Below are 13,803 nucleotides of genomic sequence, written 5' to 3'. Positions count from 1 at the left end.
GGCCAAGGCAGTTTTCGCCGCCCTGACGCAAAAGCCTGCGTGTCTGCCTTGGCGGGCACGGGGCCGATTCACGAAGCAGAAACGGCCCATGCGCCACGGCGGCTGCGATACTGGCCCGGCGTCTCCCCGATGATCCGCCGAAAACGACGATTGAAGGTCGACAGATCGTTGAAGCCTGCCTCGAAGGCGATCGCCGAGACCGCATCGTTCGACAGGCGTAGCCGCACCGCCGCCCTGTGCAATCGCGTCCTGAGCAGGAATTGGTAGGGCGTCATGCCCGCCACCTGCCGGAAGATGCGCAGGAAGTGATACGGACTGGTCGCCGTCTCATCGGCAAGTGCTGAAAGCGAGACCGGCCCATCGGCGTCCAGTTCGATCCGCCGCACTGCCTCGGCTACCCGTTTCTGATCGCGGCGGCTCGGCGCGCGCCCGACATGCGTAGCGCCAGAGGCTGTAGCCACGGCAGCACCGGCCAAGCGCAGGGAAAGTTCCTCGAAAGCGTCGATGTCGGCCATCTCGCGCGCGGTCTCCGCCTCGGCCAGGAGTGGCGCCAGTACCGGCAAAGGCGGCAGGCGCGCCGCCTTGAAAGCCAGCTTCCTGGTGCCCGGCACGCCAGCTGCGATTCGTTCCATGTAGGCCGGATCGAAATGGAACGAGAGGCTACGGTCGCCGCTGCCATGCTCGTGCCCGCATTCGTAACATGTGCCGGGATTACCGAGCAGGAGCGCGCCGGGCGCCAGCATCGCCGTGCCTTGCTGGGCGCGGTAGCGAAACGTGCCGCTGGTGACCGCAGCGACGCAGAAATCCTGATGCGCTTCCTCGAACGGCCGGTCGCCGGCGCCGGCCGTGCAAATGACGTCCGTCACGTGCCAACCGGCTCCGAATGCGAGACTATGCGTGGTCGTCGTCATAGTCGAAATATAGCAATTTTTCCCAAGCTCAGAACCCCGTCACCGCTACTCCTAACGGTCTCCTGACAAGAAGAGACCGCAGCCATGTTCGATCAATCCTCGTTTGCCGAAGCCCTGCATAGCTACGGACCGATCGAAGGGCTTGCCGAAAAACTGAGCCTTTACGGCCGCTTCGTCGGCGCCTGGACGTTTGAGGCCTCGCGCCACCTCGAGGACGGCACTGTGCTGACAGGGCGTGGCGAGGTGCATTTCGGCTGGGTGCTGGAAGGCCGGGCGATCCAGGACGTGTGGATCCTGCCCGCGCGGGACGCCGGTCCATCGCCATCCTTGGGCACATGGACTTTTTACGGCACGACGCTGCGCGTCTATGATCCCGGCGCGGATGCCTGGCACATCTTCTGGAGCGACCCGCGCAACCAGTATTTCAGCCGCCAGCTCGGCCGCGCCGAGGGTGACACGATCGTGCAAGTGGGCGCCGACGACACCGGCAGCTCGGTACGCTGGAGCTTTTCACGCATCACCGAAAACTCCTTCCGCTGGCTGGGCGAACGCTCGCACGACAATGGCGCGACATGGCGGCTGGAAGTCGAGTTCCTGGCGCGGCGAGCGGTTTGATCTCCGAGGATTGCAGCAGCCCAGAATAAAAGCGTCGCGATCCTTCCGCGCTGCCCTCTGCCCCGCATCAACCACTTTCTCACGAACGGTTCCCACCGAACGGGCTTTGCTCTACCAATATTCTGGTACGGGCACAGCCCGGCGGGAGGGTCAGAGATGCCGAGTTTCGACAGCCTGTTCAACGCTTTCGTCACCATTCTCGTGACCATCGACCCGCCCGGCCTGGCGCCGCTGTTCCTCGCCGTGACGCGCGGCATGAACCGCGAGGAGCGCCAGCAGGTTTCGGTGCGCGCCTCGATCATCGGTTTCCTGGTGATGGCGCTGTTTGCGGTGGCAGGCGCCTCGATCCTGTCGGTGTTCGGCATAACGTTGCCGGCCTTCCGCGTCGCCGGCGGTTTCCTGCTGTTCTTCATCGCCTTCGAGATGGTGTTCGAGCGCCGGCAGGACCGCAAGGAGAAGATCGGCGACGTCGCCATCACCAAGGACATGATCCACAACATCGCCGCCTTCCCGCTGGCGATCCCACTGATCGCGGGCCCTGGTGCCATTTCGGCAACTGTGCTGCTTTCCGGCTCGTTTCAAGGCTTTGCCGCGCAGGCGGCGCTGGTCGGCATCATCTTCGTCTGCCTCGCCATCACCTATCTGGTGTTCGTGCTGTCGGAACGCATAGACCGCATCCTCGGCCAGACCGGCCGCTCGATCCTGACCCGTCTGCTTGGCGTCATCCTGGCGGCACTGGCTGTGCAATTCGTCGCCGACGGCATCAAGGCGCTGATAGCAGGCTGACAGGCTGACGCGGCGAGAACCCGAAGCCGGTTCTATTTCGCCGTCGTGTCGATGACCTCGAAATCGTGGGTAATCGTGGCGGTCTTGGCCAGCATCGCGGAGGCCGAGCAATATTTTTCGATCGAAAGGTCGATCGCGCGTTTCACCTTGACGCTGGAGAGTGCCCTGCCCTTGACGACGAAATGCATGTGGATGCGGGTGAACACTCTTGGCTCGGTTTCGGCCCGCTCGGCATCAAGCTCGACCACGCAGTCCTCGACCGCCTCGCGGCCCTTTTCGAGGATATGCACGACATCATAGGCCGAACAGCCACCGGTGCCGATCAGCACCAACTCCATCGGGCTTGGACCCGGCGTCCTGCCTTCCGGTCCGTGCGCTGTTCCGAGCACGACCTTGTGACCGCTGCCGGATTCCCCGACGAAGGTGCGCTCCTCGACCCACTTTACCCGTGCTTTCACCGAACTCGTCCTTTCACCGTATTTCCTTGATCGGTCTGGTCAGCCCTTGAAGCACGATGCAAAACCCCGAAAGTCCATGAACGACTCTCGGGGCACTGTGTCTGACATAACTGTTGCGATCAGAACGGGATTTCGTCATCCAATTCGCGCGACGAACCACCGCCGCCGCCGCTCTTGGCACCGCCGCCACCGCGATTGAAGCCTTCGCTCGGGCTGGACTGGCCGAAATCGGAACCACGGCTGCTGCCGCCACCGGTATAGCCGCCGACCTGACCGCCCTCGCCCTGTCCGCGTGCGTCGAGCATCTGCAGCTCACCGCGGAATTTCTGCAGAACGACTTCCGTCGTGTACTTGTCGGCACCGGTCTGGTCCTGCCATTTGCGCGTCTGCAACTGGCCCTCGACATAGACCTTCATGCCCTTCTTCAGATACTGCTCCGCCACCTTGGCGATGCCCTCATTGAAGATGACGACGTTGTGCCACTCGGTTTTTTCCTTGCGTTCGCCGGAATTCTTGTCGCGCCAGCTTTCCGATGTGGCGATGCGGATGTTGACGACCGGCTCACCCGAATTCAGGCGACGGATTTCGGGATCCGCGCCGAGATTGCCGACCAGAATGACCTTGTTGACGCTACCCGCCATGATATTTCTCCGCGCTCATCCGAAACAAATTTTTGTCGCAGCACCTTACAGGCTGCAGGCGATCGCCGCTTGCCATGGCTGCCTTTACCCACAAGGTTTTTGTTCCCTTTTCGTTCTTATCCGCATCGCTGCTTATTGTCAAGGAATGGCAGCAATGCCGAAGCCGATCATATGGGCCCGAAAAGACCGCTTGCCAAATCGATAAGTATGCACTTATGCTTTTGGCATGATCGAAGCAGAGATTTTTCGCGCACTGGCCGACCCGACGCGCCGCGCCGTCTTTGAGCGGCTGGCCGCCGGCGAGATGAGCGTGTCGGAATTGCGCACCGGGATGACGGTGTCGCAGCCCGCGGTGTCGCAGCATCTGGCGGTGCTGCGTGGCGCCGGGCTGGTGGTCGAGCGGCGAGCCGGCCGCAACGCCTATTACCGCGCCGATCCGCAGGGGCTCGCCCCCTTGCTCTCCTGGATCGAACGCTACCGGACCTTCTGGCCGGAGCGCATCGAAAGGCTGAAGGCGGTTTTGAAGGACATGGATCAATGAAGAAGGCGGGATCAACGACCAACCACGGCCAAGGCGACGCCCCGGATGCGCTCGAGTTCGAGTACGAGCTTGCCGAGCCGCCGGAAAAGGTCTGGCGGGCCCTGACCGTACCGGAATTGCTGGCCGCCTGGATGATGCCGAACGACATCAGCCCCGAGATCGGCAACCGTTTTGCCTTCGCCGGGACGCGTGCGCCGATCGAGTGCGAAATCCTCGACGCCGAACCCGGGAAGCTGCTGCGCTATTCCTGGCGGGAGCAGCCGGGCGACGCCGCCAGGCAGGGGCCGCTCGACAGTACCGTCACCTTCACACTTGCCCGAACCGTTTCCGGCGGCACGCATCTGCGCATCGTCCATGACGGCTTTGCCCGCAAGACCATGCCTGCCGTCGCCATGGCAGGCGGCGGCTGCCGGGTTTCGCTCGGTGCGAACAGGTCATCTAAGCCAATCGCCGCAAACACGCCTCGCCTCCTGCTTCGCGCGGCCTGAAAACAAAACGGACGGAGAGAGACAATGAGCGGTGTTGCCAGTCTGGTGCCGATGGTCATCGAGCAATCGAGCCGCGGCGAACGTGCCTTCGACATCTTTTCGCGGCTGCTGCGCGAGCGCATCATCTTCATCAACGGCGAGATCAACGACGACATCTCGGCGCTGGTCTGCGCGCAGCTTTTGTCGCTGGAATCGGACAATCCCGACAAGGAGATCTCGCTCTACATCAACTCGCCGGGCGGCGTGGTGACCAGCGGCTTCGCCATCTACGATACGATGCAATATATCAGCTGCCCGGTGTCCACCGTATGCATGGGCTTTGCCGCCTCGATGGGCTCGTTCCTGCTGATGGCAGGCACACCGGGGCGCCGGATTTCCCTGCCGAATGCCACTATCCTGCTGCATCAGCCGCTGGGTGGGTTCCAGGGCCAGGCATCCGACATCCAGCGCCATGCCGAGCGCATCGGCCGGACGAAACGGCACATGGCCGAACTTTACGCGCAGCATTGCGGCCGCAGCTATGAAGAGGTGGAACGCACGCTCGACCGCGACCACTTCATGACCGCCCGCGAGGCCCAGTCCTGGGGCATCGTCGACCATGTTTTCGACACGCGAAAGAAAGCGGCGTAAGCCAGGGCCGGATCGGAGACCGTCCGGCAGGTAGTCGAAGATTTGACGATGCCGGTCTGGTTCCATCGGCGGCGCGCCACTATAGTCCTGGGATGACCGACACTCATCAGTCCAGATCATTGCACCGCGTCATCGCCGTTGCAGCGCTCGCCATTGCGAGCCTCATCAGCGGCGCGGCACTTGCCGACGACAGTTCGTCGTCGACGCAAAAAGGCGCCCTGCCCGGCGTGACCGGCGACTACCGCATCGCCAAGCCGGCTCCAGAGCCGGACGATGCGCTGCCAGCCGGCGAGAACGGCACATTCAAGATCGGCGATACCGATGTCACGATTTCCGGCAGCATCACCGTCGATGTCGGCGCCGGCTCGATCGGGCCGCCGCGCCACTGACAGCGCGTGTCGCGCTGCGCCTGTCGCCCACAAGACAATCCGCACATGAAAACGGCCCCGCCGTGCTTTGCGCAAACGGACGGGGCCTTTTTGGATCTCAAATCCAATTTTACCGGGAGTGTACTGCCGGCGTTTGATTTCGGATGCACCGCGGCATTCAGCCGACGATCCGACTAGCAGTCTCTGATTTTTACGAGAGATGGCAGGTCACGGTTTGCCGGCTGGCGAAAACGCTGAACCCTGGCACTTATGCCTGCCTCGGCTCCAGTGACAACTGGAACCCTGGGGGACGATCCGGTGGCGTCATAGCTCCGCTCCTCTGTCCGTTGCGATTGTTGTCAATTCGAAGCACAAATCGCAAATGCCTGCGGCGTCTCGCAGGCCACCTTTGGGCGGCGAGGCCATCGAAAGACGGCCGGCTTCGTTGACTGCTGGAGACTGCTCCCCTCAGTTGGTGGCGTCAACCATCAATAGCCGGTTACCGAAAAATGTGATCGCCGGGAGGTTACGTGCAAGTCAGTTTTTGCACAGCTTTGTCAGGAGCGTGTTCGGCCTTTGTTCTTTCCGCTTGCCCGTTCACGCGAAAGACGCTTAAACGCTCTCGTCGGGAATTGTGGCGTATCTCGACGTGGCGGCAAAACTACCTACATAGGGGATGGCCGGGAAAACCCGCCATTCCAGGAAATTCCAGATTCTGAGGCGGCGACCGGCTATGGCCGACCATAAATATCTTTCCATTCGCGGGGCGCGCGAACACAATCTGAAGAATGTCGATCTCGACTTGCCGCGTGACAGCCTGATTGTCATGACCGGCCTGTCGGGATCCGGCAAGTCATCGCTTGCCTTCGACACGATCTATGCCGAGGGCCAACGCCGCTACGTCGAAAGCCTGTCGGCCTACGCGCGGCAATTCCTTGAGATGATGCAGAAGCCTGACGTCGACCAGATCGACGGCCTGTCGCCCGCCATTTCCATCGAGCAGAAGACCACCTCGAAGAACCCGCGTTCGACGGTCGGTACCGTCACCGAGATCTACGACTACATGCGGCTCCTGTTCGCCCGCGTCGGCATCCCCTATTCGCCGGCCACCGGCCTGCCGATCGAGAGCCAGACGGTTTCGCAGATGGTCGACCGCGTGCTGGCGATCGAGGAAGGCACGCGCCTGTTCATCCTGGCGCCGATGGTGCGCGGCCGCAAAGGCGAGTACCGCAAGGAACTCTTGGAGCTGCAGAAGAAGGGCTTTCAGCGCGTCAAGGTCGACGGCGTCTTCTATGAGATCGCCGACGTGCCGGCGCTGGACAAGAAGTACAAGCATGACCTCGACGTCGTCGTTGACCGCATCGTCGTGCGCGGCGATCTGGCGACGCGGCTTGCCGATTCCATCGAAACGGCGCTGAAGCTAGCCGATGGGCTGGCGGTCGCCGAATTCGCCGACAAGCCGCTCGATGCCAGCCAGACCGGCGAGGATTCGGTCAACAAGTCGAAGAACGAGACGCATGAGCGCATCCTGTTCTCGGAAAAGTTCGCTTGCCCGGTCTCCGGCTTCACCATTCCGGAAATCGAACCGCGGCTGTTCTCGTTCAACAACCCGTTCGGCGCCTGCCCGACCTGCGACGGTCTCGGCAGCCAGCGCGCCATCGACGGCAATCTGATCGTGCCGGACGAGAACATCTCGCTGCGCGACGGCGCCGTCAGCCCGTGGGCGAAATCGACTTCCCCCTATTACGCGCAAACGCTGGAAGCGCTGGGCAAGGCCTATGGCTTCAAGCTTGGCGACAAGTTCAAGGATTTGTCCGAAGAGGCCAAGGAAGCTATCCTGCACGGCACGGGTGAGCACGAAATCACCTTCCAGTATGATGACGGCCTGCGCTCCTACAAGACCACCAAGACCTTTGAAGGCGTCATTCCCAATCTCGAGCGGCGCTGGAAAGAGACCGAATCCGCCTGGATGCGTGAAGAGATCGAGCGCTTCATGTCGGCCACGCCCTGCCCGGCCTGCAAGGGGTATCGGCTGAAGCCCGAGTCGCTGGCGGTGAAGATCGCCGGCAAGCACATTGGCGAAGTCACCGAGCAGTCGATCCGCAACGCCGACAAATGGTTCACCGACCTGCCGGCGCACCTCAACGACAAGCAGAACGAGATCGCGGTGCGGGTGCTCAAGGAGATCCGCGAGCGGCTGCGCTTCCTCAACGATGTCGGGCTCGACTACCTGACGCTGTCGCGCAATTCCGGCACGCTGTCAGGCGGCGAGAGCCAGCGCATCCGGCTGGCATCGCAGATCGGCTCCGGTCTCACGGGCGTGCTCTATGTGCTGGACGAGCCGTCGATCGGCCTGCATCAGCGCGACAATGCTCGCCTGCTCGATACGCTGAAGCACCTGCGCGATATCGGCAACACGGTGATCGTCGTCGAGCATGACGAGGACGCCATCCTGCATGCCGACTATGTCGTCGACATGGGTCCGGCCGCCGGCATCCATGGCGGCGAGATCATCGCCCAGGGCACCCCGCAACAGGTAATGGCCAATCCCAATTCGATCACCGGCAAATATCTGTCCGGCGCGCTCGAAGTGGCGACGCCCGGCGTGCGGCGTGAAGCGAAGAAGAACCGCCGCCTGAAGATCGTCGGCGCGCGCGGCAACAATCTGAAGAACGTCACCGCCGAAATACCGCTCGGCACCTTCACCGCCGTCACCGGCGTGTCGGGCGGCGGCAAGTCGACCTTCCTGATCGAAACGCTGTTCAAGGCTGCTTCGCGCCGCATCATGGGCTCGCGCGAGCACCCGGCCGACCACGACCGCATCGAGGGCCTCGAATTCCTCGACAAGGTCATCGACATCGACCAGTCGCCCATTGGCAGGACTCCGCGTTCGAACCCCGCCACCTATACCGGCGCCTTCACGCCAATCCGCGACTGGTTCGCCGGCCTGCCGGAGGCCAAAGCGCGCGGCTATCAGCCGGGACGTTTTTCGTTCAACGTCAAGGGCGGCCGCTGCGAGGCCTGCCAGGGCGACGGCGTCATCAAGATCGAGATGCACTTCCTGCCCGATGTCTACGTCACTTGCGACGTCTGCCACGGCAAGCGCTATAACAGAGAGACGCTCGACGTGGTGTTCAAGGGCAAGTCGATCGCCGACGTGCTCGACATGACGGTCGAGGAAGGCGTCGACTTCTTCGCCGCCGTGCCTGGCGTGCGCGACAAGCTCGAAACGCTGAAGCAGGTCGGCCTCGGCTACATCCATATCGGCCAGCAGGCGACGACACTGTCCGGCGGCGAGGCGCAGCGCATCAAGCTGGCCAAGGAACTGTCGCGCAAGGCGACCGGCAAGACGCTCTATATCCTCGACGAGCCGACCACCGGCCTGCATTTCCACGACGTCGCCAAGCTGTTGGAAGTGCTGCATGAACTGGTCGACCAGGGCAACACGGTGGTGGTCATCGAGCACAATCTCGAAGTGATCAAGACCGCCGACTGGGTGCTCGACCTCGGCCCCGAAGGCGGCGACGGCGGCGGCGAACTGGTTGCCTCCGGCACGCCGGAAGCGATCGTGCGCGAGAAGCGCAGCTACACCGGCCAGTTCCTGAAGGAGCTTCTGGAACGGCGCCCCGGAGGCAAGCGCGAAGCGGCGGAGTGATGGTCGGATCGGCGGCCGCCTGGAGAGCTTTTGATGACAATCCGAAGGGCGCTTGCCGGCGATCTCCACACTGTCGTCTCGCTGACGGAAGCGGCCTATGCGCCTTACACTGCACTGTTAGGCGCACCGCCGATCCCAGTCACCGAGGACTATGCGCCGCGCATTGAGGGCGGCGAGGTGTGGGTGTTGGAAAGTGGCGGCGGACTTGCCGGACTGATCACGCTCGAACGGCATGACGACCACGCGATGATCTTCTCCGTAGCGGTCTCTCCTGACTTTCAGGGCAAGGGCTTCGGCATTGCGCTGCTGAAACACGCGGATGAGCTGACCCGTCTCTGGGGTCTGCCAGAAGTGCGGCTCTACACCAACGCCAGGATGGAGCGGAACATCGCGCTCTATCTGGCCTATGGTTTCCACGAAACGGGTCGCCGGCCCAATCCCTACCGGCCGGGATGGGTGCTGGTCGACATGGCAAAATCGGTCCACGAGAGCACAGCGGCCTGATTTTCTGAACTTGGGAGAATGAGATGAGCACATCGGGAACAATCCGCGCCGGCATGGGCGGCTGGACCTTCGAGCCCTGGGATACGTCCTTCTATCCCGACAAGCTTTCCAAGGCCAAGCAGCTGAACTACGCCACTCGCCAGGTGCCGAGCATCGAGGTCAACGGCACTTACTATTCCAGCTTCAAGGAGCCGACCTTCGTTAAATGGGCCAACGAGGCGCCGGACGGTTTCGTGTACTCGCTAAAGGGCAACCGCTTCGTCACCAACCGGCGCGTGCTGGGCGAGGCCGGCGAATCGATGATGCGTTTCCTCGGTTCGGGCGTTGCCGCACTCGGCGAAAAGCTCGGGCCGATCCTGTGGCAGTTCGCGCCGACCAAGAAATTCGATCCGGACGATTTCGAAGCCTTTTTGAAACTGCTGCCGGAAAAGCAGGACGGCGTTGCGCTGCGCCACGCGGTCGAGGTCCGCAACGACAGTTTTGTCGTGCCGGAATTCGCAGCACTTGCCCGAAAATACAAGGCCGCGATCGTCTACGCCGACCATGCCAAATATCCCGATATCGCCGACGTCACCGCCGATTTCGTCTACGCCCGGCTGCAGACCGGCAGTGACGACAATCCCGATTGCTACACGCCGAAAGGTCTCGATGAATGGGCCGCGCGGGTAAATATCTGGGCGCAAGGCAAGCAGCCGGCCGACCTGCGGCGCGCCGACCCCGCCACCGATGCGCCGGTCAAGCCGCGCGACGTGTTCGTCTACTTCATCACGGAGGGCAAGGTGCGAGCGCCGTTCGGCGCCATGGCACTGATGAAGCGGGTGGACCAGGATCTGTCGGTGCCCTGACGCTGCGGAATCATGGCATCTTCGCCATCGTCGTAACCTTATCGATACCTCCTTGCTGCATGAATCCAGCTGAACCAGTCGCAAATCTGGGCCGCCGCGGGCAAGGACGAGGGGCATGTCGCTCGACTACACTTCACTTCTGCTGGCTGTCGGTTTTTCCGCTGCCTGCCTGAGCCTGACCTTGTTTGGCATGTGGCTGACCGCTCGCTCGGAAAAGTTCCTGCTGACATGGGCGGTCAGCCTGGTGTTCGTGGTCGGCGATATTTTTTTCTATGACGCCTATATCGATATGCCCGGGCGCCTGCTGGGCATCGCCACGCTGGCTTTCCTCCTGCTCGGTTTCTCGACAATGCTGGGCGCGGCCTACCAGTTCAGAACCGGCGGCTCGCCAGTGCCGCGAACGGCGTTTGGCAGCGCCATTTCGCTGGCCGTGACATTGCCTCCCATGGCTCTAGGCTATGACGGGCTGGGCTTCATGTTCGAAAATGCCTTCGCCGCCTTGCTTCTGTTCGCAACGGCGGTCGAATACTGGAAAGGCCGCGACGAAGCCCCTGCCCTGACAACCGGTATCACCGCGCTCTATTCGGCCACGGCCGCATCCTTTGCTCTCTGCGCCATGGTTTTGGCCTGGGAGGGAAAGCTGGTCCTTGGACATGCGCCAAGCAACTGGGCCGAGGAACTGAGCCTCATCATCGTTATCGCCAGCATGACCGGCATCGGAGCGCTTTCCCTGGCCCTGAACCAAGGGCGTCTGGCCCGGCATCACCGCCACAATGCCCTGACCGACCCGCTGACCGGCCTGCTCAACCGCCGCGCCCTATTCGACCTGCACGGCGATGCGCCGGTCGGTGCCTTCACGGCGGTGGTCGTCTTCGACCTCGACAACTTCAAGGCCATCAACGACGAATTCGGCCACGCCGCCGGCGATGAGGTGCTGAAGGTATTTGCACGGGAACTCGCCGGCAATCTTCGCCCGGGTGATGTCGCCGCGCGCATGGGCGGCGAGGAATTCGCGCTGGTGCTGAAGCGGACCTTGCCCGAAACGGTGGAGGCCACCGCCGAGGCCATCCGGGCAGCTTTCGCCGCGCACCACATCGAAACCGAGACAGGCTCGCTGATATGCACGGTCAGTGCCGGATTTGCTTTCGGCACCAAGGAAGGCCTCGGCTTCGACAAGGTGCTCAATGCCGCCGACAAGGCGCTCTACGACGCCAAGCGCGCCGGCCGAAACCGCGTCACCGCCTCTCCGCTCAGGCGCGCAGGCTGATCGCGTGTGTCAACACCGGCCTCTGATCGTGGCGAGACGAATGCGGCTCCTAGGCCGCCATGACAATCTCATTGAAGGTATCGAGATCGACATAGAAGACCTTGGTGATCTCCTCGATCAGATCGTCGTAATCGCAGCCCTGTGATCTCAAGATGTTGATGGCAGCGATGATATCGACCCGTTCGATAAGCCGCCGCTTCTGGTAATCCTCGACGTAACGTTCCATGGCTGTCCCTTAGCCTGTGTGCCCAAACGCGTTTGAACGACAGAGATCGCAGGAGGGAAGCTAGGCAGCCTTGCTTGCGTGAAACTTGCCCGGCATTGGCCGTGCTCCTCGATCTGCGATAAACCAGACTGGTACGGAAGCGGCCGACTCACAAAAGCCTAGGAAAAGACTAGCACGCAGTTGCCGATGCACCAGAGACGCTGGCGCAGGGCCGGAGAAATACTGGACTTGCCAAGGACTTCGGATCGTCAACTGAAGTGCGTTGGCGATTCTAGACCGTCAGGAACTTCCTGACATCAGCACGGTCCAGATCTTCCGCCGGACCGGTATGGACGATCACGCCACGGTCCATGATGTTGACCTCGTCGGCCAACTCGCGGCAGAAATCGAGATATTGTTCGACCAGAAGCACGGCGATGCCGGCCTGGTCACGCAGGTAGCGGATGGCGCGGCCGATGTCCTTGATGATCGAAGGCTGTATGCCCTCGGTCGGCTCGTCGAGCACCAGCAGTTTCGGCCGCATCACCAGCGCCCGTCCGATGGCGAGCTGCTGCTGCTGGCCGCCGGAAAGATCACCGCCGCGGCGGCCGAGCATCTGCTTCAGCACCGGGAACAATTCGAAGACATGCGCCGGAATGTTGCGGTCGGCCCGTTTCAGCGGCGCAAAGCCTGATTCCAGGTTCTCCCGCACGGTGAGCAGCGGAAAGACCTCCCTGCCCTGCGGTACGAATGCGATGCCCGACCGGGCGCGGTCATACGCCGCGCTCCGGTCGAGCGCCTTCCCCTCGAAGGCAACGCTTCCGCTCGTCAGCCGGTGGTGGCCGACGATCGATCTCATCAAACTGGTCTTGCCGACGCCGTTGCGGCCGAGCACGCAGGTGATCTTGCCGGCGCCCGCCTTCAGCGACACGCCGCGCAGTGCCTGGGCGGCGCCGTAGTGCAGCGTGGCATTGGAAACTTCGAGCATGTCAGCGCCTTTTCCAGAACCGCAGAAACGACAGATCGAAATGATGGAACTGCACCCGCCAGACCATGCTCATCTCCCCAGATAGACTTCGACGACTCGCTCGTCGGCCGACACGAAATCGAGTGTGCCTTCCGAGAGCACCGAGCCCTCATGCAGGCAGGTGACCTTGACGCCGAGCTCGCGCACGAAATGCATGTCATGCTCGACGACGATGACCGAATGGTCGCGGGCAATATCCTTGAGCAGCCGCGCGGTCTCCTCGGTCTCGGCATCGGTCATGCCGGCGACCGGTTCGTCGACCAGAAGCAGTTTCGGGTCCTGCGCCAGGAGCATGCCGATCTCGAGCCACTGCTTTTGTCCATGGCTCAGATTGGCCGCCAATTCGTCACGCTTGTCGCCAAGCCGGATGATGCCGAGGATGTCATCGATCTGCCGCGTCTCGGCGGTCGAGCGGCGATGGAACAGCGCCGGGAAGATCGAGCGCGGTCCCTTCAGCGCCAACATCAGGTTTTCCTCGATCGTGTGGCTTTCGAACACGGTCGGCTTCTGAAACTTGCGGCCGATGCCCATCATGGCGATTTCGGCCTCGTCATGCTTGGTCAGATCGACCTGGCCGTCGAAGAACACATCGCCTTCGTCGGGCCGCGTCTTGCCGGTGACAATGTCCATCATCGTCGTCTTGCCGGCGCCGTTGGGGCCGATGATGGCGCGCATCTCGCCCTTGTCGAGCACCAGCGACAAATTGTTGATGGCGCGAAAACCATCGAAGGAGACCGAGACGCCGTCGAGATAAAGGATCGTGTTCGACTTTGACATGGTCGCTCACTCCGCCGGCTGCGGTTCGGGGTTGCTGGCTGACCAGTCGCCGGGCTTGCTCGCCTCGCTGCGAACGATTTTAGCC

Annotated in this window: 16 protein-coding genes; 10 read left to right on the top strand and 6 right to left on the bottom strand. The window is 62.3% G+C overall.

Annotation, left to right across the window (positions count from 1 at the left end):
* Positions 1 to 68 precede the first annotated feature (68 nt).
* Positions 69 to 911 carry an AraC family transcriptional regulator gene (locus EOB80_RS08405; RefSeq protein ID WP_127327319.1) on the bottom strand — a complete coding sequence of 281 codons (843 nt, stop codon included), beginning with the start codon at positions 909 to 911 and terminating at the stop codon, positions 69 to 71.
* 84 nt (positions 912 to 995) lie between these two features.
* On the opposite strand from EOB80_RS08405, the gene EOB80_RS08400 reads away from it, so the two are divergent.
* Entirely contained in the window at positions 996 to 1,526 is a 531-nt protein-coding gene (locus EOB80_RS08400) for a hypothetical protein (protein WP_127327318.1), read from the top strand.
* Positions 1,527 to 1,682: 156 nt separating this feature from the next.
* Positions 1,683 to 2,312 carry a MarC family protein gene (locus EOB80_RS08395; protein WP_013531832.1) on the top strand — a complete coding sequence of 210 codons (630 nt, stop codon included), beginning with the start codon at positions 1,683 to 1,685 and terminating at the stop codon, positions 2,310 to 2,312.
* Positions 2,313 to 2,344: 32 nt separating this feature from the next.
* On the opposite strand, the gene EOB80_RS08390 is transcribed toward EOB80_RS08395, so the two are convergent.
* Both EOB80_RS08390 and EOB80_RS08385 read right to left on the bottom strand, forming a co-directional pair.
* Positions 2,345 to 2,770 carry an OsmC family protein gene (locus tag EOB80_RS08390; protein ID WP_127270746.1) on the bottom strand — a complete coding sequence of 142 codons (426 nt, stop codon included), beginning with the start codon at positions 2,768 to 2,770 and terminating at the stop codon, positions 2,345 to 2,347.
* Between the two features lie 119 nt (positions 2,771 to 2,889).
* Positions 2,890 to 3,411, bottom strand: coding sequence for a single-stranded DNA-binding protein (locus tag EOB80_RS08385; RefSeq protein ID WP_127270744.1), 522 nt, complete (start codon positions 3,409 to 3,411; stop codon positions 2,890 to 2,892).
* Positions 3,412 to 3,637: 226 nt separating this feature from the next.
* Between EOB80_RS08385 and EOB80_RS08380 the strand changes: the two genes are divergently transcribed.
* The 8 genes from EOB80_RS08380 (at position 3,638) to EOB80_RS08345 (ending at position 11,709) form a co-directional block, all read left to right on the top strand.
* A complete protein-coding gene (locus EOB80_RS08380) occupies positions 3,638 to 3,952 on the top strand; it encodes a metalloregulator ArsR/SmtB family transcription factor (RefSeq protein ID WP_013531836.1) in 315 nt (104 codons plus the stop codon).
* On the top strand, positions 3,949 to 4,440 hold the full coding sequence (locus EOB80_RS08375) for an SRPBCC domain-containing protein (RefSeq protein ID WP_127327317.1): 492 nt from the start codon (positions 3,949 to 3,951) through the stop codon (positions 4,438 to 4,440). Before EOB80_RS08380 ends, EOB80_RS08375 begins: the two co-directional genes overlap by 4 nt.
* 24 nt (positions 4,441 to 4,464) lie before the next feature.
* Complete coding sequence (locus EOB80_RS08370; RefSeq protein ID WP_127270740.1) at positions 4,465 to 5,070, top strand: ATP-dependent Clp protease proteolytic subunit; 606 nt, start codon at positions 4,465 to 4,467, stop codon at positions 5,068 to 5,070.
* Positions 5,071 to 5,162: 92 nt separating this feature from the next.
* Positions 5,163 to 5,459 carry a hypothetical protein gene (locus tag EOB80_RS08365; protein ID WP_127327316.1) on the top strand — a complete coding sequence of 99 codons (297 nt, stop codon included), beginning with the start codon at positions 5,163 to 5,165 and terminating at the stop codon, positions 5,457 to 5,459.
* A 712-nt stretch (positions 5,460 to 6,171) separates the two neighbouring features.
* Positions 6,172 to 9,093: an excinuclease ABC subunit UvrA gene (gene uvrA / locus EOB80_RS08360; protein WP_127327315.1), complete on the top strand. Its 2,922-nt coding sequence runs from the start codon at positions 6,172 to 6,174 to the stop codon at positions 9,091 to 9,093.
* A gap of 33 nt (positions 9,094 to 9,126) precedes the next feature.
* On the top strand, positions 9,127 to 9,597 hold the full coding sequence (locus tag EOB80_RS08355) for a GNAT family N-acetyltransferase (RefSeq protein WP_127321436.1): 471 nt from the start codon (positions 9,127 to 9,129) through the stop codon (positions 9,595 to 9,597).
* A 23-nt stretch (positions 9,598 to 9,620) separates the two neighbouring features.
* Complete coding sequence (locus tag EOB80_RS08350) at positions 9,621 to 10,442, top strand: DUF72 domain-containing protein (RefSeq protein WP_127327314.1); 822 nt, start codon at positions 9,621 to 9,623, stop codon at positions 10,440 to 10,442.
* Between the two features lie 115 nt (positions 10,443 to 10,557).
* On the top strand, positions 10,558 to 11,709 hold the full coding sequence (locus EOB80_RS08345; protein ID WP_127327313.1) for a GGDEF domain-containing protein: 1,152 nt from the start codon (positions 10,558 to 10,560) through the stop codon (positions 11,707 to 11,709).
* 49 nt (positions 11,710 to 11,758) lie between these two features.
* Here the strand turns inward: EOB80_RS08345 and EOB80_RS08340 are convergent, their stop codons facing one another.
* The 3 genes from EOB80_RS08340 to urtD form a co-directional block, all read right to left on the bottom strand.
* A complete protein-coding gene (locus tag EOB80_RS08340; protein ID WP_081738697.1) occupies positions 11,759 to 11,935 on the bottom strand; it encodes a hypothetical protein in 177 nt (58 codons plus the stop codon).
* Between the two features lie 271 nt (positions 11,936 to 12,206).
* Positions 12,207 to 12,902 carry an urea ABC transporter ATP-binding subunit UrtE gene (gene urtE / locus EOB80_RS08335; RefSeq protein WP_023813006.1) on the bottom strand — a complete coding sequence of 232 codons (696 nt, stop codon included), beginning with the start codon at positions 12,900 to 12,902 and terminating at the stop codon, positions 12,207 to 12,209.
* Positions 12,903 to 12,971: 69 nt separating this feature from the next.
* Positions 12,972 to 13,718 carry an urea ABC transporter ATP-binding protein UrtD gene (gene urtD / locus EOB80_RS08330; protein WP_127271299.1) on the bottom strand — a complete coding sequence of 249 codons (747 nt, stop codon included), beginning with the start codon at positions 13,716 to 13,718 and terminating at the stop codon, positions 12,972 to 12,974.
* Positions 13,719 to 13,803: the final 85 nt, after the last annotated feature.

The sequence above is a fragment of the Mesorhizobium sp. M7A.F.Ca.MR.245.00.0.0 genome, from assembly GCF_003997415.1.
Classification (GTDB): domain Bacteria; phylum Pseudomonadota; class Alphaproteobacteria; order Rhizobiales; family Rhizobiaceae; genus Mesorhizobium.
The sequence above is the reverse complement of the archived record's forward strand: the minus strand, read 5'-3'. Positions and strand labels throughout refer to the sequence as shown.

Excerpts from the sequence above, each read along its gene's own strand:
- EOB80_RS08380 (WP_013531836.1), top strand. The coding sequence starts at position 3,638 with ATGATCGAAGCAGAGATTTTTCGCGCACTGGCCGACCCGACGCGCCGC.
- EOB80_RS08395 (WP_013531832.1), top strand. The coding sequence starts at position 1,683 with ATGCCGAGTTTCGACAGCCTGTTCAACGCTTTCGTCACCATTCTCGTG.
- EOB80_RS08340 (WP_081738697.1), bottom strand. The coding sequence starts at position 11,935 with ATGGAACGTTACGTCGAGGATTACCAGAAGCGGCGGCTTATCGAACGG.
- EOB80_RS08370 (WP_127270740.1), top strand. The coding sequence starts at position 4,465 with ATGAGCGGTGTTGCCAGTCTGGTGCCGATGGTCATCGAGCAATCGAGC.
- EOB80_RS08365 (WP_127327316.1), top strand. The coding sequence starts at position 5,163 with ATGACCGACACTCATCAGTCCAGATCATTGCACCGCGTCATCGCCGTT.
- EOB80_RS08405 (WP_127327319.1), bottom strand. The coding sequence starts at position 911 with ATGACGACGACCACGCATAGTCTCGCATTCGGAGCCGGTTGGCACGTG.
- EOB80_RS08345 (WP_127327313.1), top strand. The coding sequence starts at position 10,558 with ATGTCGCTCGACTACACTTCACTTCTGCTGGCTGTCGGTTTTTCCGCT.
- EOB80_RS08385 (WP_127270744.1), bottom strand. The coding sequence starts at position 3,411 with ATGGCGGGTAGCGTCAACAAGGTCATTCTGGTCGGCAATCTCGGCGCG.
- EOB80_RS08355 (WP_127321436.1), top strand. The coding sequence starts at position 9,127 with ATGACAATCCGAAGGGCGCTTGCCGGCGATCTCCACACTGTCGTCTCG.
- urtE (WP_023813006.1), bottom strand. The coding sequence starts at position 12,902 with ATGCTCGAAGTTTCCAATGCCACGCTGCACTACGGCGCCGCCCAGGCA.
- urtD (WP_127271299.1), bottom strand. The coding sequence starts at position 13,718 with ATGTCAAAGTCGAACACGATCCTTTATCTCGACGGCGTCTCGGTCTCC.
- EOB80_RS08400 (WP_127327318.1), top strand. The coding sequence starts at position 996 with ATGTTCGATCAATCCTCGTTTGCCGAAGCCCTGCATAGCTACGGACCG.
- EOB80_RS08350 (WP_127327314.1), top strand. The coding sequence starts at position 9,621 with ATGAGCACATCGGGAACAATCCGCGCCGGCATGGGCGGCTGGACCTTC.
- uvrA (WP_127327315.1), top strand. The coding sequence starts at position 6,172 with ATGGCCGACCATAAATATCTTTCCATTCGCGGGGCGCGCGAACACAAT.
- EOB80_RS08375 (WP_127327317.1), top strand. The coding sequence starts at position 3,949 with ATGAAGAAGGCGGGATCAACGACCAACCACGGCCAAGGCGACGCCCCG.